This is a genomic window from Paenibacillus whitsoniae (assembly GCF_003955665.1).
Taxonomy (GTDB): domain Bacteria; phylum Bacillota; class Bacilli; order Paenibacillales; family NBRC-103111; genus Paenibacillus_E; species Paenibacillus_E whitsoniae.
In genome coordinates, this window is sequence record NZ_RXHU01000056.1 from 1 (window position 1) to 18,603 (window position 18,603).

At 52.5% G+C, this 18,603-nt stretch carries 17 protein-coding genes; 3 read left to right on the forward strand and 14 right to left on the reverse strand.

Translation table 11 applies throughout. The features are described 5' to 3' along the window. Positions 1-268: 268 nt before the first annotated feature. Genes EJQ19_RS18570 through EJQ19_RS18610 form a run of 9 tightly spaced genes read right to left on the reverse strand, consistent with a single transcriptional unit; the run spans position 269 to position 8,518 of the window. Positions 269-1,633, reverse strand: a complete 1,365-nt coding sequence (locus EJQ19_RS18570; protein ID WP_126142740.1) for a sugar phosphate nucleotidyltransferase — start codon at positions 1,631-1,633, stop codon at positions 269-271. A gap of 28 nt (positions 1,634-1,661) precedes the next feature. Further along, positions 1,662-2,903 carry a glycosyltransferase family 4 protein gene (locus tag EJQ19_RS18575; protein ID WP_126142741.1) on the reverse strand — a complete coding sequence of 414 codons (1,242 nt, stop codon included), beginning with the start codon at positions 2,901-2,903 and terminating at the stop codon, positions 1,662-1,664. Beyond that, positions 2,875-3,468 carry a WcaF family extracellular polysaccharide biosynthesis acetyltransferase gene (locus tag EJQ19_RS18580; RefSeq protein ID WP_126142742.1) on the reverse strand — a complete coding sequence of 198 codons (594 nt, stop codon included), beginning with the start codon at positions 3,466-3,468 and terminating at the stop codon, positions 2,875-2,877. Before EJQ19_RS18580 ends, EJQ19_RS18575 begins: the two co-directional genes overlap by 29 nt. Before the next feature lie 13 nt (positions 3,469-3,481). Continuing rightward, complete coding sequence (gmd, locus tag EJQ19_RS18585) at positions 3,482-4,489, reverse strand: GDP-mannose 4,6-dehydratase (protein WP_126142743.1); 1,008 nt, start codon at positions 4,487-4,489, stop codon at positions 3,482-3,484. A 27-nt stretch (positions 4,490-4,516) separates the two neighbouring features. Further along, positions 4,517-5,458, reverse strand: coding sequence for a GDP-L-fucose synthase family protein (locus EJQ19_RS18590; protein WP_126142744.1), 942 nt, complete (start codon positions 5,456-5,458; stop codon positions 4,517-4,519). Positions 5,459-5,484: 26 nt separating this feature from the next. After that, a complete protein-coding gene (locus EJQ19_RS18595) occupies positions 5,485-6,171 on the reverse strand; it encodes a sugar transferase (RefSeq protein WP_420901690.1) in 687 nt (228 codons plus the stop codon). A gap of 11 nt (positions 6,172-6,182) precedes the next feature. After that, entirely contained in the window at positions 6,183-7,067 is an 885-nt protein-coding gene (gene galU / locus EJQ19_RS18600; protein WP_126142745.1) for a UTP--glucose-1-phosphate uridylyltransferase GalU, read from the reverse strand. Between the two features lie 34 nt (positions 7,068-7,101). After that, on the reverse strand, positions 7,102-7,782 hold the full coding sequence (locus EJQ19_RS18605; protein ID WP_126142746.1) for a CpsD/CapB family tyrosine-protein kinase: 681 nt from the start codon (positions 7,780-7,782) through the stop codon (positions 7,102-7,104). After that, positions 7,745-8,518, reverse strand: a complete 774-nt coding sequence (locus EJQ19_RS18610; RefSeq protein WP_126142747.1) for a YveK family protein — start codon at positions 8,516-8,518, stop codon at positions 7,745-7,747. The genes EJQ19_RS18605 and EJQ19_RS18610 overlap by 38 nt, the downstream gene beginning before the upstream one ends. Before the next feature lie 181 nt (positions 8,519-8,699). Here EJQ19_RS18610 and EJQ19_RS18615 point away from each other — a divergent pair, with 181 nt between their 5' ends. Beyond that, positions 8,700-9,071, forward strand: coding sequence for a helix-turn-helix domain-containing protein (locus EJQ19_RS18615; protein ID WP_126142748.1), 372 nt, complete (start codon positions 8,700-8,702; stop codon positions 9,069-9,071). Positions 9,072-9,112: 41 nt separating this feature from the next. On the opposite strand, the gene EJQ19_RS18620 is transcribed toward EJQ19_RS18615, so the two are convergent. From EJQ19_RS18620 to EJQ19_RS18630, 3 genes are all read right to left on the reverse strand, one after another. Further along, entirely contained in the window at positions 9,113-9,631 is a 519-nt protein-coding gene (locus EJQ19_RS18620) for a site-specific integrase (protein ID WP_126142749.1), read from the reverse strand. Positions 9,632-9,665: 34 nt separating this feature from the next. Further along, entirely contained in the window at positions 9,666-10,730 is a 1,065-nt protein-coding gene (locus tag EJQ19_RS18625) for an LCP family protein (RefSeq protein ID WP_241242979.1), read from the reverse strand. A gap of 184 nt (positions 10,731-10,914) precedes the next feature. Then, a complete protein-coding gene (locus tag EJQ19_RS18630) occupies positions 10,915-12,738 on the reverse strand; it encodes a hypothetical protein (RefSeq protein WP_126142750.1) in 1,824 nt (607 codons plus the stop codon). A 369-nt stretch (positions 12,739-13,107) separates the two neighbouring features. Here EJQ19_RS18630 and EJQ19_RS18635 point away from each other — a divergent pair, with 369 nt between their 5' ends. Next, positions 13,108-13,671 (forward strand): YdcF family protein, encoded by a 564-nt coding sequence (locus EJQ19_RS18635; RefSeq protein ID WP_164716614.1) that lies wholly within the window; start codon positions 13,108-13,110, stop codon positions 13,669-13,671. Positions 13,672-13,696: 25 nt separating this feature from the next. Continuing rightward, the gene (locus EJQ19_RS18640; RefSeq protein WP_126142752.1) at positions 13,697-15,121 is read left to right on the forward strand and encodes an O-antigen polymerase; all 1,425 of its coding nucleotides are present in this window, start codon (positions 13,697-13,699) and stop codon (positions 15,119-15,121) included. On the opposite strand, the gene EJQ19_RS18645 is transcribed toward EJQ19_RS18640, so the two are convergent. Both EJQ19_RS18645 and murJ read right to left on the reverse strand, forming a co-directional pair. Next, positions 15,111-16,895 (reverse strand): right-handed parallel beta-helix repeat-containing protein, encoded by a 1,785-nt coding sequence (locus EJQ19_RS18645; protein WP_241242983.1) that lies wholly within the window; start codon positions 16,893-16,895, stop codon positions 15,111-15,113. The two genes, EJQ19_RS18640 and EJQ19_RS18645, sit on opposite strands and share 11 nt — an antisense overlap. Positions 16,896-16,935: 40 nt before the next feature. Then, entirely contained in the window at positions 16,936-18,600 is a 1,665-nt protein-coding gene (gene murJ, locus EJQ19_RS18650) for a murein biosynthesis integral membrane protein MurJ (RefSeq protein ID WP_126142754.1), read from the reverse strand. Positions 18,601-18,603: the final 3 nt, after the last annotated feature.

An 18,603-nucleotide genomic window follows, 5' to 3' on the forward strand; every position in this document is an offset into this window, starting at 1 on the left:
GCTCCGCTGCCGAGCAAGCCGTGCAGTACCCCAGAGGAATCGTCGTTTTATAGAAGCCGGTTTTAAAAATAATTTTCGCTTCCATCTGGGACTTGTAGCTGCTGCATCCCAAGCAAAAAATCATGGTTGGCATTTCTTTCACCATCGTATAACCACCTTATAATGGATTTCCCGGTATCGCGACACAGGATACGTTTCGGATCGTTAAGCCCATTATACGATACATTTTGTATCTTTACAAGCGTAATTTCTTTCCGCTCCGATACAACTAGACTACACACGCCGCAATCTCTTCCCAACTCATAAACAAACGAACATTGTCCTCCTCAACGAGCTCGCTCCCCGTCTGAACTTCGATGAATTCCAAATCCGTCACCGCCCTGATGCTGTGTCTGGCGCGAATCGGAATCTGGATGACGTCGCCGGCCTTCACTTGAATGAGCTTCTCATTCAGCACCAGTTCGCCTTCCCCCGAAATGATGGTCCACGTCTCGCTTCGCTTGTGATGCAGCTGATAGCTGGAATTCCGTCCGCTGTGGATGCAGATCCGTTTCGTCAGCACATAGCGTTCAGGCGCCAGCTTGCTGTAATCCAACACCTTATACCAACCCCAGCGGCGCTCTTCATACATCGGACGCTGCTCGATATGCTGCATGATTTCCTTAATCCGCGGCGAGGAACTTTTCTCGGAGACGAGAATGCCATCAGGGCTCGCGGCTACGATGACATTGGAAAGGCCGATCACGGTCACCGGGATGTCCAGTTCATTAAGCACATGCGAATTCACAGAATCCTCGCTGATGATGCCTTTGCCGATCACATGATCCGCAACTTCCTCCGTCAACGTATTCCAAGTACCCAAATCCTTCCAATCACCATCGTATCGGGTTGCAATAATCCGTTTGGCGCGCTCCACAATCTCATAGTCAAAAGAAATCTTGCGCAATTTGCCGTAATGCTTCAAAAGCTCGTCGTACTGGATCGGATACCCCTTCTCGATCAGCAGATTAATGAGATAGTCAAGTTTAAAAGCGAATACCCCGCAGTTCCACAGCGCGTTCTGTTCAATCAGCGCCTGCGCATCGTCCTCCTGCGGCTTCTCGACGAAATGAGCGATCTGGAAATGCACTTGTCCGCTCGCCTCCTCCCCGGGCACGAGATAACCGTATTTCGAAGAAGGATACGTCGGTCTGGCGCCGATCAGCGCGAGGTCTGCGGAAGCGTCCAGCAGATGGCCTTCGAGCTGCTTGATCGTCTCGAAGAAGCCTTGTTCTACATAAGGGTCAACCGGCAGCACGGCAACCACTTCCTGAAGGCCCACGCCGACGATGGAATACAGGTACGTCGCCGCCAAGGCGATCGCGGGAAACGTATCGCGCCGCTCAGGTTCCACAATGACCGGAGCATCTGTGCCAAGCTGGCTGTAGATCATGTCCAGCTGGCTTTTGCCTGTGGCGATGTAGGAAGCTTCGCGCAGACCGGCCTGCGCGAGCTGCCGCCATACACGCTGAACCATCGATTCCAGCGTCCTCTCCTCATTTTCCAGCACCTTCAAAAATTGCTTCGACCTCGAATCATTCGACAACGGCCACAGTCGTTTCCCGGACCCGCCGGACAGCAGTACGATCCTCACGTTTCCCGCTCCTTTTCCCAACCGATTCTCACGCCTGCACGGTGAGTTGCTTCAACAAATGCTTGTATTTATTCATGGACGCAGCTCGGCCCAGATGCTGCTCCAGATAGACGCGTCCGTTCATTCCCTGTTCGGCAAGAGCCGATGAATTCATGCCCAGCATCCGATCAATCTGTTCAACAATGTCATCATACGCGCCGGGCTCGCACACAACGCCGCAACGACTCTCCGCAATCAGCCGATGCGCCTCGCTGCCCTGCTCCAGAACGCCAAGCACAGGCTTGCCGGCCGCCATCACCCCATAGATTTTGCTCGGTACCGATACGCCCTTGATGCCTTTCTGATTCACGACCAAATGAACATCCGCAGCGTTAAGCGAGTATTTGATACTGTCCTTGGGCTCAAAAGGGAGAAAATAGCAGTTCCGGACAGCATGCGCCTCAGCGAAAGCCACCATCTCCTTCTTCACCGCACCTTCGCCGATGAAAACGAACGCCAGATCGTCCCGCTGCTTGAAAGGAAGCGTAACGCCCATGAGGTTGACCAGATCGTAATACAGACCGAGGTTCCCGGAGTACATTATGATGAACTTGTTCAAGAGACCGTGCTTTTCCAAAAACGCTTTTACTTTCGGATGCTCCTTGCTTAAAGGCACAATGTCCGCTTCATCCGTCCAATTGTTAATGACAGAGTTGCGCGGCACCGGCTTTTCGCCGAACCGGCGAATGAGCGTTTCCTGCATGTCCATGCCGACCGTTACGACATGATCCGCGCACCGGCAATTCAGCTTATCCAGCATGCGGGCTATGCGAAAAATGGTCTTACCCTTCGTATATTTCACGACTTCCGCCTGCTCGGGATTGAAATCCTGGATGTTATAAATGTGCTTCGCGCCTTTGAACAGCTTGCCCAGTGTGCCAAGCAGTCCGCCGAGCACCGGGGGGGTCGAGATCGTGTAAATGATGTCGGTCTTCCGCTCGCGGAGCGTTGCCCACAGCGCAGAGAAGAAATAGGCGGAGATGTACCTCAGCCTGCTCCACTTGCTGCTTTTATCCACCTCAGGCAAATAAATGCGCACGATGCGGATCTGCTCCAGCTTATCCTCGGTAAACAAGCGCTGTTTCGATCCCTTCATGTTCTCCGGCATGGCCGCAATGACCGTTACATCGAAATCATGCTGCAGGTGCAGGCACAGCTCTGTCATCAACTGTCCCGTCGAAGCGAAGTCGGGGTAGAAATAGTTAATGACAAACACGATTTTCTTCTTCATGCTCTGCCGCCTCCTCCTGAAATCGATACCGAATAAACTGTGCGGGCGTTCCCGCATGAACTTCATTCGCCGGAATGTTGCGCATCACCGTGCTTCGCGCACCGGCGACAGCCATTTCGTGCATAACGACACCAGGGTAAACAAACACATCGCTCGCAACCCAAGCGCCGTCTCGAATGACGATCGGCTTCGTAATCAAACTGAATCTGGGATCTTGCAACTCATGGCTGCCCGTGCACAAATACGAATTCTGCGAGACGATACAATGCTGGCCGATCACAATCCGGTCAAGGCTGTACAGTTCAACATGATCGCCGATCCAGGAATAGTCCCCAATCTCCACATTCCACGGATACGTAAACTTGACGGTTGGGCGAATCTGTACCCTGCTGCCGATTTTCGCGCCGAACAGCTTGAGCAGAAATCGCCTCCAGCCATACATGTTATGGATCGAGAAACGAAACAGCGTGCCTTGAATAAACCACCACAGGAGAACGACCGCATTGCTGCGACCCCTGGAGTAATGGGACTGGTCGTAAGCATCGAGCCGAATGCGATTGATCATCTCGTCCTCCTTCTCAGCCCAGGTTCACAAGGCTGTACATATCGTCGCGGCTTGCGCGGAGCCTATTCTTGACCCGCTTCAAATCTTCGTCCACCATCATGTGGATCAGCTCTTGGAAGCCGACTTCGAGCTTCCAGCCCAGCTTCTCCTTCGCCTTCGTGCAGTCGCCGAGCAGCAGGTCCACTTCTGCCGGACGTACGAAGGCCTGGTCAATCACGACGTAATTGCGGTAATCGAGTCCGACATGGGAGAATGCAACCTCCAGCAGCTCGCGGACGGAGTGCATTTCTCCAGTGGCAATGACATAATCGTCCGGCGTCTCCTGCTGCAGCATCAGCCACATCGCTTTGACATAGTCACCGGCGAAGCCCCAGTCGCGCAGAGAGTCGAGATTGCCCATCCGCAGCTCCAACTGCAAGCCCATTTTGATGCGGGCGACCGCATCCGTGACCTTGCGCGTCACAAATTCGACGCCGCGGCGCGGAGATTCATGATTGAAGAGAATGCCGGAGCAGGCGAACATATCGAAGCTTTCGCGATAATTGACGGTAATCCAATGCCCGTATACTTTGGCGACCCCGTAAGGGCTGCGCGGATAAAACGGCGTCGTTTCCTTTTGCGGCGTCTCCACGACTTTGCCGAACATCTCGCTGCTGGAGGCTTGGTAGAACTTCGCATCCGGCTTCGCGATGCGCACCGCCTCCAGCATGTTCGTGACGGCCAGCGCCGTCATCTGTCCGGTCGCCAGCGGCTGCGGCCAGGAAGCCGCGACGTACGATTGCGCAGCCAGGTTATACACCTCATCCGGCTGGGAAACGCGCACCGCCTCGATCAAGGAGGCGAGATCGTTCAAATCGCCGGACAGCCATTCGATGCGATCCTTGAAGCTTTCGCAGTTCTCATAGTTCGGCGTGCTCGTGCGGCGGCGAAGGCCGTATACCTGATAACCTTTTTCCAGCAAAAACTCCGCTAAATAAGACCCGTCCTGGCCCGTAACCCCTGTAATTAACGCTCGCTTCATCGTAAACCCTCCGATTTTATCTCATCTTTATTTGCTCATCTGTACTTGGGATGCCAGAAACCACTGGTACACATTGCGGATACCGGCTTCAAGCGGTGTGGAAGCTTGCCAGCCAAGTCCCGCGATTTTGGACACATCGACCAATTTGCGCGGCGTGCCGTCCGGCCGATCCGTATTAAAGCGAAGCTCCCCTTCATAGCCGACGATACCCTGAATCAGCTCCGCCAGCTCCCGGATGGAGATGTCTTTGCCAACCCCGACGTTCACAATCTCGCTGCCCTCGTAATGATCCATCAAAAACAGGCACGCATCCGCCAGATCGTCCGCATGCAGAAACTCCCGACGCGGCGTCCCGGTGCCCCAGATTTCGACCTCCGGCGTCTGCACCAGCTTGGCTTCATGGAACTTCCGCATCATCGCCGGCAGCACATGCGACGTCTCAAGATCGAAGTTATCGTTCGGGCCGTACAGATTCGTCGGCATGACGGAAATGTACCGCGTGCCGTACTGCTTGTTGTACGCTTGGCACATCGTGATGCCCGCGATTTTGGCAACTGCGTAGGCTTCATTGCTCTTTTCAAGCGGCGCGGTCAGCAAGTATTCCTCTTTGAGCGGCTGCGGCGCCAGCTTCGGATAGATGCAGGTGGAGCCCAGGAACAGGAGTTTGCCGACTTCGGATTGATACGCGGCGTCGATAACATTCGTTTGAATCTGCAAGTTGTCTCGGATGAAATCCGCCGGATACGCACTGTTGGCGACGATGCCGCCGACCTTGGCGGCCGCCAGAAAAACATAATCGAACTGTTCCATCAGAAAGAAGGACAGCACCTTGTCGTAATCCCGCAGATCGAGCTCTTTGCTCGTTCTGTACACAAGATTCGTATAGCCTCTCGCTTGCAAACTTCGCAGAATGGCCGAACCGACCAGTCCGCGGTGCCCGGCTACAAAGATTTTGGCATTCAGTTCCATCTTGACTTCCCCCCGTCGCGCGGCCGCTAAAAGGCGTCTTTCGAGCCCAGCAGCACCACTATCGTTTTCATCATAATTTTCAAATCATAGAAAAGACTGCGCTTCGCGATGTAGGCCAGATCGAGCTCAACCATTTCCTTGAAGCCGACACTGCTTCGCCCGCTCACTTGCCAGAGGCCTGTGCAGCCCGGGATCACGATCAGCCGCTGTCTGTCGTAGACGGTGTACGCTTCCACTTCTCTCGGCAGCGCCGGTCTTGGCCCAACGAGGCTCATTTCGCCCTTCAGCACGTTGAGGAGCTGCGGGAGCTCGTCGATGCTCGTCTTACGAATGACACGCCCGATCTTCGTAACGCGGGGATCGTTTTTCAGCTTGAACATCGCGCCGCTGACTTCATTTTGATCCAGAAGCCCTGCCAGCAATTCCTCAGCGTTATGAACCATGGAGCGGAACTTGTACATGTTGAATTCCTTACCGTCTTTGCCTACGCGAACTTGCTTGAAGAAAATACTGCCTTTCGGATCCTCAAGCTTGATCAACAATGATACAATTAGTATCAATGGAGTCAAAAAAATAAGCCCGCCCAGCGAGAATACCAGATCGATCGACCTTTTTCCCACCGCATACAGCCCGTATTCTTTGGGCAGAACCGCCGGCGTTTGCGGGTAGGATTTGCTTCCTTTCACGGATATGTCCATATCGGATAACCCCATCACACATTCTCCTAACCTACATGGGTATTGGTTCTAGCCACAATTTTCTCCAGTGCGGCAATTAGAGGGGCTCCCAGCTCTTTATTCATCAGCGCAAAATCCAGGATCGTCAGAATAAAGCCCAGTTTCTCGCCGACATCGTACCGGGTGCCTTCGAAATGGTAGGCATACACTTTCTCCAGCGTATTCAACGTCTGGATGGCATCCGTCAGCTGAATTTCCCCGCCGGCTCCTGCCTCTTGATGCTCCAGCAGTTCGAAAATGCCCGGCGTCAAGATGTAGCGTCCCATGATCGCGAGATTGGAAGGCGCCCTATGCTTCGGCTTCTCCACGAGGTTGTTGATTTGATACAAGCGGCCGTATTTTTCCAAGGGGTCCACGATGCCGTAACGATGCGTTTCATCGTCCGGGACATGCTGCACCCCGATGACCGATTTGCCGGTCAGCTCGAATTGCTTGATCAACTGTTGCAAGCACGGCGTCTCGGCGCGTACGATGTCGTCGCCCAACAGGACGGCGAACGGCTCATCGCCGATGAATTTGCGCGCGCACCAGACAGCGTGACCGAGGCCCCGGGGCTCTTTTTGCCGGATGTAGTGGATGTCTACCATCTTCGACGAACGCTGCACCTGCTCTAGCAGCTCCAGCTTGTTGCTCTCCAGCAGCCGGGATTCCAGCTCAAACGCGTTGTCAAAATGATCTTCGATGGCGCGCTTGCCTTTGCCCGTGACGATGATGATGTCCTCGATCCCGGACTCGATCGCTTCCTCTACGATGTACTGAATCGTCGGTTTATCGACAATCGGCAGCATTTCTTTCGGCATGGCCTTGGTGGCAGGCAAAAATCTTGTTCCCAGGCCTGCGGCTGGAATAATGGCTTTTCTTACTCGGGTCATCTTCTCATCACTCCAGTTATCTATGAATTCGAGGTCAACATCTGTAGTAGTTGGAAGAATTGCTTCGGCCCAGTTTGGCATTGTTGAGAACGACGCCCAGCACTTGCCCGCCTAGCTGTCTTAGTGTTTGAATATCTTTGCGAATAATTTGCCGCTTCACCTTGCCCTGCCTGACCACAAAGACAATCCCATCGCTGAGCGAGGCCAGAATTTGGGAGTCCGCTGCAGCAAAGGCAGGAGGCGAGTCGATCAAAATAAAATCGTACAGGTCCGCCACTTGCTCGATCAGAGCGCTCATCTTCGAAAATGTCAGCAATTCGGAGGGAAGCGTCGGCGACGAGCCGGAAGTGAGGATCGACAAATTCGGTACATCCGTGCGTACGATGGCTTCCAGCACTTTCGCTTTATTGGAAAGGATATTCGTGAGGCCGGTGAAGTTGCTTTTATGAAACATTTGATGAATGCCGGGATTCCGGATGTCGGCATCAATCAGGAGGACACGCTTGTTTTCTTGCGCAAATGCGACGGCGAGGTTAGCAGCCGTAAGCGTCTTGCCCTCTTTCGTGTTGGAAGAAGTGAGCACGATGGTCTTGATGGATTCATTCGCTGCAAGGAACAAAATCTTCGTTCGCAGCGAGCGGTATGCCTCGGATACGCGCGACATCGGTTTGAGATTACTAACGAGATCTCGCTTCGGTTTGAGCAACATTGACATTCACCGCCTCTCCGAGACTGATTTGGCTCATTTGCCTGCGGTTTACTTTCAAATCTTTGGAGCGGATTTTGGATACAGCCGCCAGCATCGGAACCTCGAGAAACAGTTCGACATCCTTCTCCGTGCGGATCGTTTCGTTCAAATATTCCCAGAGAATGACGAGGCCAATGGCGATGATGAGTGAGACCAGGAAGGAGATGGCGATGTTAAATTCGGGGATGTTTTTGACGGGACGCGGATTCGACTGCTCCATCGCTTTGTAGAGGATGTTGACGTTATCCACGTTCATAATTGTCGGAATTTCTTGTTTGAACACATCGACCACCGCGTTGACGAGTCTCTGCGCCTCGGCGAATGACTCGTCGCTGGCCGCCAATGTGATCACTTGAGTATCATTCGTCGAGTTGACGGAAATTTTCTTGGCTAACTCTTCAATGGTTAATTTGCTTTCCGGAAATCGTGCTAGCACCTTTTCCAAAATCGCGGGCGTTTTGACGATTTCTTTATACGTATTGACCAGCAAAATGCTGGCGTTAATCGTGCTGGAGTCAATAATCTGAACACCGGAGTTATCATTCAGTTTGTTGACAATGATCTTGGCGTTGGCGGCGTACACCGGCTTGAGAAAAACGTAGCTCACGATTCCGGTTGAAAGGGTCACAAGTGCAACAACCGTGGCTATGATCCACCATCGGCGCAAGATTAATTGCACATACTCTCTGAGCTCAAGTTCCATAAAAGACCTCCATTACCATCAGGCTTGATACATTTAGTATCTTTATGAATTTCATTTTATGATACAAAACGTATCGTGTCAAGGGTGTTTATTTAGTTTCTTATCTCCTTCAAGACTGGTATAATAAATCTAATCAATGGGCCAGCCTGTTATGACAATTTACGGAATGCGAGGAATAACCATGACCAAATACGGAGATCGGATCTCCCAGCTTCGCGAGAAGCATTTCATGACCCAGGAGGAATTAGCCGCTAAGCTTGGCATCTCCCGCGCTTCACTTTCCCATTACGAGAATTCGCGCCGGGAACCTCACTACGATACGATCAACAAGATCGCTTCCTTCTTCAAGGTTTCGACCGACTACTTGCTTGGGCGCACGGATAACGCCGAACAAACGCTGGACAACAATGTCAGAGACTTCGTCGATTACTTGGAACTTTCCGATGAGAGCATTCTGGAGAAGTTCGCACTCACCGTTGACGGCAACAAATTGACCATCGAAGAAGCCAAGCGTTTCATCGCCTTTATCCGCGCCGAAAGATCCCTCAAATAAATTGCCGATTTCTTCTCAGTGTATGCAACCGTCGACCCCGTTCATTCCCTGGCTTCCGATTGGACGCCGATATAGCGCAGCGTTACGGAAGGCGCCGAATGATTGAAGAGATCGCGCAGCATGGAGACATTTCTCGTCTTTTGATAATAGTGATAACCGAACGTTTTCCGCAGCGTATGCGTGCCAATATCGAAGAGCCCCGCTTGCTTCGCCGCCTGATTCAATATGCGATACACCCGGATCCGCTTAATCGGCTTGCCGGTTCGCTGAGACGGAAACATGAAATCGTTTTCATCCATATACTGGACATAATCTTGAATCCATTCCTGGAGCTGCGCATTGATGAAAAACGTTTTGTTCTTCTTCGTCTTACCCTCCTCAATGGTCACTCTGCTTTTGCCGGCCAGATCCCGAACCCGAAGCGTCAGCAGATCGCTTAAATGAATGCCGGAATTAATGCCGATCGTAAACAGCAACCAATCCCTGGCGGATTGTTTTTTTAGTATTTCCTGAATTTCCTCGATCTTAAGTTGATCGCGAATCGGTTGAACGACCTGCATGAACCACTCAGCTCCTTAAGTACAGTGTATTGGTTTATTGATCAAAATAAGTCTGCATAAGACCCTTCACCTGCTCCGCATCAGGTTTCCAATAATAGAGCGGCGCATGCACCAAGGGGTCCTCCTGAACGACGCTTTCCCCTTGAACCTGCAAATAAGTAAAACCCTCGTCCGTCAAACCTGTAAACAACCTGGCCAAGCTCAACATGTCGCTGTCAGTTAGATTCGTATCGATCAAATCCTTTTTCACCTTCGCCAGCGTCGACGCCAATTCCACCACATGCTCCGGAGCCAAAACCTTCTTGGCGATCCCTTTCAGGATTTTATTCTGCTCCTTCTGCCGGCCGAAATCTCCTTCCGGAAACGCCCACCTTTCCCTAACAAGCCCTAAAGCCAAATCACCGTTAAAATGCTGTAGGCCCGCAGGCAAATTCTCTCCTATACTGCGCAGAAAGATTGGGTTCTCGATGGGGACATCCACACCGCCGATGGCATCGATGAGATCTTTGAAGCCTTGGAAGTTAGTCTTGACATAGTAATTGATCGGGACCTGCAAGAAATTGCTGACCGTCTGCAGCAGCGTCTCCGTCCCTTCGCGGTTCCCCCCTTTCATTTCGCCAAGGATGTGGGCATGGTTCACTTTCGTGTAACCGGTGCCTTTTATGTAAACCATCGTATCCCGGGGAATGGAAAGCACATTGACCCGTTTTTCCGATGGAATCACATGCACGACCATGATGACATCCGCACGCGACAGTTCATTCTCTCTGGCATCCGTGCCAACGATGAGCATGTTGAAGTTGTCCTGCTTCTTCTGCACGGCTTGGGCAGGTTGAGCGATACGGTCAGTTGCCGGAGCGGTTGGAGAAGCCGGTGAGGGAATCGCGGAAGCCGGCGCTGCCCCAGTCTTGCGAATCCAACTCAAGACCGGAAAAGATCCACTCCGGACATATGCGTTGGCTCCGGCAGGCATCACTAAAACAGGCAGTTGACGCTTTTGAAAATGACTCTCCGGATTTGAAATTTTCGCCACATAGGCGGCAGATAGGAGAAGGCTTACGACGACGGCTCCTGCCGAATAAGCAATCCATCTTCTCACGCGGACTCCACTTCCCTTTTCTTCATGATGTTCGATACGTTTTGAATCTTTTAATGATACGTATTGTATCATCAAAATGTGATGCAGACAACACTTTCTACAGCTTTCACCGAAACATAGCGCAGAAACTTCAAATAAATAGGGTTATCTGCAGCTCCCCCGCTGAACAGACAACCCTTACAAATCAGCCGATATATTCAATCAGAATGACGCCTTTCGGATTTTCTACATTCACCGTCGATCCCGGAACCAGCTGTAAATTGCGTCTTTCTTCCGTATCGCAGTAGAACAGCGGAGAAACCGTCTGGCGGTAGCCCAGCGACATGTTGGCCGACGTATACGTTGCTACCACAACCGGCGTTTTGTCCGTCGTCTGAATCGTGTACGTCGCCGCATTCTTGCTTGTCACTGCTCCCGCAGGACTGAAGAAGATGACATTCAGAATCAACGCATTCAGCGGCAAATCAAACGCTTCCACCTGACCTGCTGCCGGGAGCTTGCCAGTTACGTTGCGGATGCTGACCATTTTCGTCGTGAGCTGCGAACGATTGGCTAGCAAATAATTTTGATCGGAGTCGAAGAAGGCGTCGGCACTTGTGCTGCCGCTGCCGCTGCAATTGCGGAATGTGACCGGCGGGCGTCCGCCAAGCGAGTAGCCGTTCGTGTTGTCAACGATCGCTAGGAAATCGTCAGCTTTGGCCGCTTGCGTGAAGCGCGTGTTCTCGTAAACGATTTTATCATTGTTATGGTTATACGAGCCGTAGTTCACAAGGAAGCTGTGCTTGCCTGCCAGACGGCAGCCGTCAAATTTGACCGTCGGCGTCCCGTTGCTCACATCGAACAATGCATTGACGTAGCTTGGTACGGAGAAGTCCATAGACGCATTATCGACACTGAGGAACGTAATCGATCCGTCATACCAATTGCATTCGATCAGCTTGCTCGTTTGTACACGGTGCTCAATCCTCGGCCCGATACACAGGAAGCGAACTGCGCCGCCGGCATGTCCGGGGTCCGGGTTGTTATAGGAGCCGTTTTGCAGGTAGTTTGTTTTGCCAAGCTTGAAGAACGTTCCCCCAGGGCCGGTAGGCACACCGTTCGCCCCCGTGCCGGTCCCGATGTGTATGAGACTGCCGCCCCACACATTGATATTGCCGCCGTACTGGAAGTTCAAGTAGTTCCCCTTCGTTACTTCGAACTGACAGGCGAACAGATTGTAGTTCAGGAACTGGTCCGAGCCGCCGCTGCGAATCGCCATCGTATTCGGCTCCACGCTTTTGTTCGTGGAATACGGCACGTAGATCGCATTTTCCATGGATCCGTTGAAATTGCAGTGGAACCAGGTCATCTCGCTGTTCAAGTTGCCGCCTTCCAATTGGAATACGTTCTTCCACGTACCATTCCACATGCAGCGCTCAAAGGTGTAGTTCTGGGCGCTGTTCGCCGCATAAGAATACATGAAGATTGCATTGGGGCTGCTTCCGGTGAACTCAATATCCTGGATATGGATGTGCTGCCAGGCATCGTTGTTGTACAACAGGTAGTTGTTCGACGCCGCTTGGTTCGTGTACGCAATTTGCGTAACGCCCTTGCCAGCACCCTGAATGACATAACCGACAGCGGAATTCGTATACGTGCCGCCCAGCAGAGCCTCCGATTTTGAAATGGAATACGTTCCAGAGGGAATGAGGAGCTTCACTTTGCCGCGATGATTTTTCACCATGGATTCGGCAAATCGCAGCGCTGCGATAAAAGCGTCGCTGGCGTCCGAGCCGTCCCCTTTTGCACCGAACCACTGCACGTTGACCCCGTCGTCCATCATCGTACGCTTAAAACGACCTCTGGACGCAGACACAATAATCGTCGCGTCGTTGTTCGCAGATGTCGTGTCCGTGGGGTCATACCGGAAGAACCCGTCCCGACCGCTGTCCGTCACATAGTAAAGCGAATTGACGTCCGGTGCGGTCATTTTCTTCAAATCAGCGATGCTGCTCATTACAAATGGCATAGTCTTCAAGTCTCCTTTCCTCTCAGATGCAAAATTGAGTTTCTGCTATCATCTTATGTAGGAAGGGTTGGCCCGTGCTAAAAAAAGGGCGTGTAGGTAGCAATTTGTATCATTATCTTGCCTTTTTTAGATACATAATGTATCATTGTCATAGGACCTTTTGCTTAGATGGGAGTTCTTATGACTTATTTGATTAAAATTGTATATTTATTCCTTTTCCCTCCCGGAATTTACATCCTTGTCCTATTTGCTTTAACGGCGTACTTCATCCACAAAAAGAAGATGATTCTCTCCATTCTACTAGCGCTCGTATCGATAATTTCCTATCTTTCCACCTGCACATTCCTCGGTTATGCCATGATAAACTCTTTGGAAAATGAATATGCGTTTCCTGATTCCATCGCAGGGGACAGTATCGTCGTGCTTGGTGAAGGCACCTCCCCAGGCCCAACCGTGGATGGTCCGGGCGAGTTGACCGGAGATCTTGCCCTGAATGTCATTGCGGCGCTCAAGTTGTACAACCGGCTGCAAGTGCCGATCATCGTGTCAGGCGGAAGCAGCCTGAACGCGAGAAATGAGCAGAACGAAGCCCAGCTGTCCAAACGCGATCTTTTGCAAATGCAAGTTCCGGAAGACATGATTATCACCGAAGATCGCAGTCGAACGACACAAGAAAATGCCCAGTTCACCGCAGCCATTTTAAAACAAAGAGGGTTAACCTCTCCTATCCTGGTGACAACCGCTCCCCATATACCTCGCTCCGTCGCCCTGTTCCAACAGGAAGGCGTCAGCGTGCTGGCGGTGCCGACAAGATACACGCCTCCACAAAACGTGCAGTACAATTTGTTCGACTTTCTTCCATCACCCAGCGGGGTATTTATGGTTCAACAGGGATTGAAAGAAGCACTTGGTCAATTGCAGCTCATCTTCTAATCCCCCGATAGGAGGCTCGTTCATTATGAAAATTAGCCTGGGACGCCATTATTTAGCAACGCTTTCCTTTATTCTCTTGGCACTCGCCGTTCCGCTCTTCTTCTATGTAGATGTTCAGCAGCTTGTTTTTAACCGAAATATTTTTCTGGCCTGGCTGATCGTCGCCTATGTCGCCTTCCAATTGTCCGGGCTCATGCTGCGCAATCAGGAACGTGTGCTAGAGCTGACTTTCTGGATCTTCACCTACGTATTTCTGGGCATCTGCCCGCTCATTCAGCTGACCGGCGGACATTTCCCATGGGCCGGTGCCTATTCCGACGCGGATATTACCAAGTGCCTTTTCCTCGTAATGTTAGGCATCCTCTGCTATCAATTCGGCATGCTGCTTGTCAAAGGCAGACATCATCCCGAGAAATTGAACATCCAGGAACCGACGTCTCAATTGACTACCAACAAATTTGTCCGTACAGCTTATCTCGCCCTGTTCGCCTCTCTGTTTCTCGTTAACCTGGGCAGCGGCTTCAGCGCGCTGTTTCTTCCCCGGATCGAAGCCGCGGGCCACATGGAGAATAAGACACTGGCCCTCCTGACCGATCAATTTGCCAAAGTTCCGCTGTTCGTTTGCCTGATCATCGGCATTTGGATGTGGAAGAAAAAGAAGCTGAACCGCTGGTACAGCTATATCACCGTCGTCCTGCTGTTCCTCACTAATCTTATACTCAGCAATCCGATTTCCAATGCGAGATATTGGTTCGGCGCCGTCGTGCTCTCCCTCGTTGTGCTGATCGTGCCCTGGAAAAAGCTTGGTATCGGCCGATGGAGCTACGCCTATCTCAGCCTGTTCCTGGTCGTGTTCCCGTATACCGATTTGTTTCGCTACAAACTCGACGCCTCGCTCGAAATTCAGAGTGCTACGGATATTATGATGCAGAAGGGCGACTACGACGCCTTCCAGATGATTCTGAACAGCTCCCGGTATGTCGACATTGTCGGCATCCTGCCCGGCAGACAGTTCCTCAGTACGCTCTTCTTCTGGATTCCGCGAAGCATTTGGACCAGTAAGCCCTATAGCAGCGGCCAGGAAATCGGCGAAGCGATCGGCTATAAATTTACGAATCTGTCCTGCCCGCTCTGGGCGGAAAGCTACATCAACTTTGGCTACATCGGCGTCATTGTCGTGTTCATCCTGCTTGGCTACGTGACGGCTCATCTGCAGAACCGGTACATCGCCAGCAAAATGAAAAGCGATATCACATTATCGCAAATTTTGGTGCCGTTTCTGTCTGCCTTCCAAATCTTCCTGCTGCGCGGAGATCTGCAAAATGCGTTCACCTACCTCTCCGTCTTTCTGGCGCTCGCCTTCTTCTTCACTTCGAGATTCAAGACCGCTCATGCGCTAGCGCCCGCTCCGTTATATAAAGTTTCAAGACAAAAGCCTTTCAGGACTTAATGTCCTGAAAGGCTTTTTGCAATCCGCTGTTGCGCATAATCGTTGCGGCCGCGTCCGGCCAACTGCTTGCGCGGACCAGCAGGTTATCGCTTGTAAAGTTATGCGGATAGATTCTCACCTTGCTCGTATCCGTGAAATTGCCGCTGACGGTATTGTTCGTCGAGTAGGGAGGCACCGAATCTTGGATAAAGATCCAATTCGTTACACGCTTGGGATCTGATATGACGTTCGACGTAATTTTGAACCCTTGCGAGCCCAAATCCAGATAAATGCTGCCATAATCATGGTGGTTATTATACAAATAGTTTCCGCTGATTTCTGAATTGTCCTGCCGGCTCAACGTATAAATACCGCCGCCGTCATTTAAGGTCAGCATGTAGTCGTGAATCCGGTTGTTGGTGATCCGGTTATGGGTCAAGCTGGCATACGCCTTGTCCGTCCAGCCCCACCCGACGGAGATGCCCGTGTACGGCACATTGGCGATTTCGTTGTGATCAATGACCGTCCCCGAGGCATACCCAACAAAGATCCCGACCGCATCAAAATACTCCTGCCCGATGAGCGAAATGTAATTGTTGCGCACCTGGTTATCCTGCACGATCGCCGCCCCGGATACCCGACTATCGGCCACGTTGCCGATCTGGATCGCATGGGAGGATAGATCTTCGAAACGGTTGCCAATGACCTGGTTGCGCTGGCTTCCCCGGTCAAACGACACCGCCGCGGAGCCCATATGCACGAACTGATTGCGTTCCAGCGTGACATCCGATGCCCATTGAAACGTAAGCTGCGCCGGCGTGCTTATGACGGCATCTCGGTCCTGCGGGTCCATATAGGCAAAGCCTGCCTGCATCGGCACATAGCCGACATCGGCGATCGGCAGATGCCACGTGCCGTACGCAAACGACAGGCCGCGAATCGTCAAGTGGCTGACCGGCTGATCCGGCTTACCCGCCCCGACGATAAGCGCATCCAGCACAGGGAGAACCGCCTCAGCATCCTGTATATTTTCTCCAGCGCGGGGCTTATAATAGACGTTCCCCTTATGCCAATCCCCGTACCACTCGCCTTCCTGATCGAGCAGCTCGTAGGCGTTCTCAAACCAGGCCGGCTCATTCATCTCTTCGGAATGCTGCGTCTTCGTCCAGCACAGCGAATTCAGCCGAACGTCCGTCCGCTGAATGCTTTGCACCCCGCAGCGATAGCTGCGCCAATTCGTCATGCCGACAAACTCCAGATCCTTCGGATACGCCCAGGAACCCAAATTAGCATACAGCGGGGATGTAGTCCGATAGCCCTGAGCGGTCTTGGCAAATCCCTCAGGGTTCTCCTCGCTTCTCGCCCGCACCGCTCTCGTTCCGTTAACGAATAGCTGCCGGGACTGCCAAGCGGGATCGACCTTCGCCACATAAATGTTGCGGGCGCGATCATAGAGCTGCCAGCCGCCAATGTGCCGGCCTCCGCTGATCAGCACGGACTCCTGCCCGTACGGCTGATACACGACCCGTGCGTGCGCAGAGCCGGAATCCTCCGGTATAAGCACAAAAGGGGAATCCAGTTCATAGGTTCCCTCTCGCAGATTTACGATAATGTCGCGCTTCACGCGCTTATCCAGCCCTCTAGCCTTGTCCCGCGCATCCGTCAGGGAACAAGGGGCCTCCAGCGTGCAGGCGCCGCCCTCCCCAAGCGGCGAAGCGTACAGCTCGGTCCGGGCGACGCCGCCATGCGGGAAAAACAGCCGATACCCGACATAGACCAGGCACGCTACCAACACGAACCCCAAGATCGCTCCCCTCCGGGAGTGTCGACGCTTTCTAGTGATCACTGGCCTCAACCTCACCCGACCGTTTGGTCTGCAGGATGTTCATTTTTCTCGTGAGCCTGCTTAGCACTTTATCCAGATAGCCTCTGACAACCGAGAAGCAGTACATATTCTCTTTCGATCGCAGCAGAAACGAGAACGCCACGTACGAGATCGCCGCGAGCGCAATGACCATGACGACAGAGAGCGCAAGCCTCAAACTCGACATGTCCTCCCTGCCTGTAAAACGGATGCCGCTGAACTCCGACGTCAGGTAGACAACCCCGACCATGCCGGCCGTAGCCAGGACCGATTTCACAATCGCTTCGTAGAAAATGCGGATATGCGCCATGTACATTTTGAATCGGAAACGAATGACCGCATAGCTGAAAAGCGTGCTGACGACCACGCCGAACGTCGAGGAAATCGCTAACGCTTTCACACCCCACAAAGGGACGATGAGGAAATTCAGCCCCACGTTCGCGACGACCATTACAATCGTACTCGTCACCGGCGTTTTCGAGTCCTTCATCGCATAGAAGGAACGAATCAAGAGGTCCCGCCAAGATAAGAAGGGCAGCGAAATCGCATAGAAAAACACGATCGAAGCCGTCACCAGTGTTGCCGACGATTCGAAAGCTCCCCGCTCGAAGAGCAGCTGTGTGATCGGAACGGACAGCATCATCAGCCCCGCAGCAGCCGGAATCATCAGGTACGAAAGCAGCCCCAGCCCTTTGCCGAGCAGGCGCACAAAGCCGTTGTTGTCGCCGGTGGCGCTTTGCGCGGACAGCTTCGGGAACAACACGATGATGATCGGCATTTGGATGACGCCTGTCACCAGATTGAACGCCCGCTGGCCGTAGCCTAACGAGGCGATACTGCCGGCCTGCAATCCCGAACCGAAGATGCGGTCGAACACCGTATTCAGTTGATTGCCCATCTCCGTGAAAATCGTTGACGGCGCCAGCTTCATAATTTTGACGAACTCGGCGTTTTTCAAGTTGAACGATAGCTTGTATTTCGTAGAGAACAAGCCCGGAAGCTGCACAAGGAACTGCCCGGCGATGCCCAGCATCGTAGCGACCGCGACGAGCAGAATGTTGCCTGTGAAGGCGGACATCAAGATGCCCGCAATCGAAATCAAATTGTTCGGCAAATAGCTCATGGCATAAGAGCCGAAGCGATTCTGCGATTGCAGCACCAGCGACGCCCAACCGGCCAATCCGAAGAACAGGATGACCGGCAGCATCGCGCGCGTCAAATGAATCGCCATCTGATCGCGATAGCTGTCAAAGCCAGGTGCTACCAAATGTATCAAGGCAGGTGTAATGAAATACCCGATCACCATAAACAAGCCGGTTACGATGACGATGAGATGGAAAAAGCTCCATACCGTGTTGCGGTACTGCCTGCGATGTCTGGACTGATCTTTTGCGAACAGATCGGTGAGCACTGGAATCCCAGCGTTCCAAATGGCCGGCCCAAGAAAGCTGAACAGCAGGAACGTAATCGTCTGAGCGACGATGAACGCGTCGACCTCCGGACTTGCCCCGAACACATAAGCGAGGGCGGACTCTCGGATGAAGCCCAGCATGCGCCCGATCACAATCGCACCGAACAACCAGATTGCCGAAAGGCTCATGTGATTAGCGGAATTTCTTTTCTCCGTCGTTTCCACAGT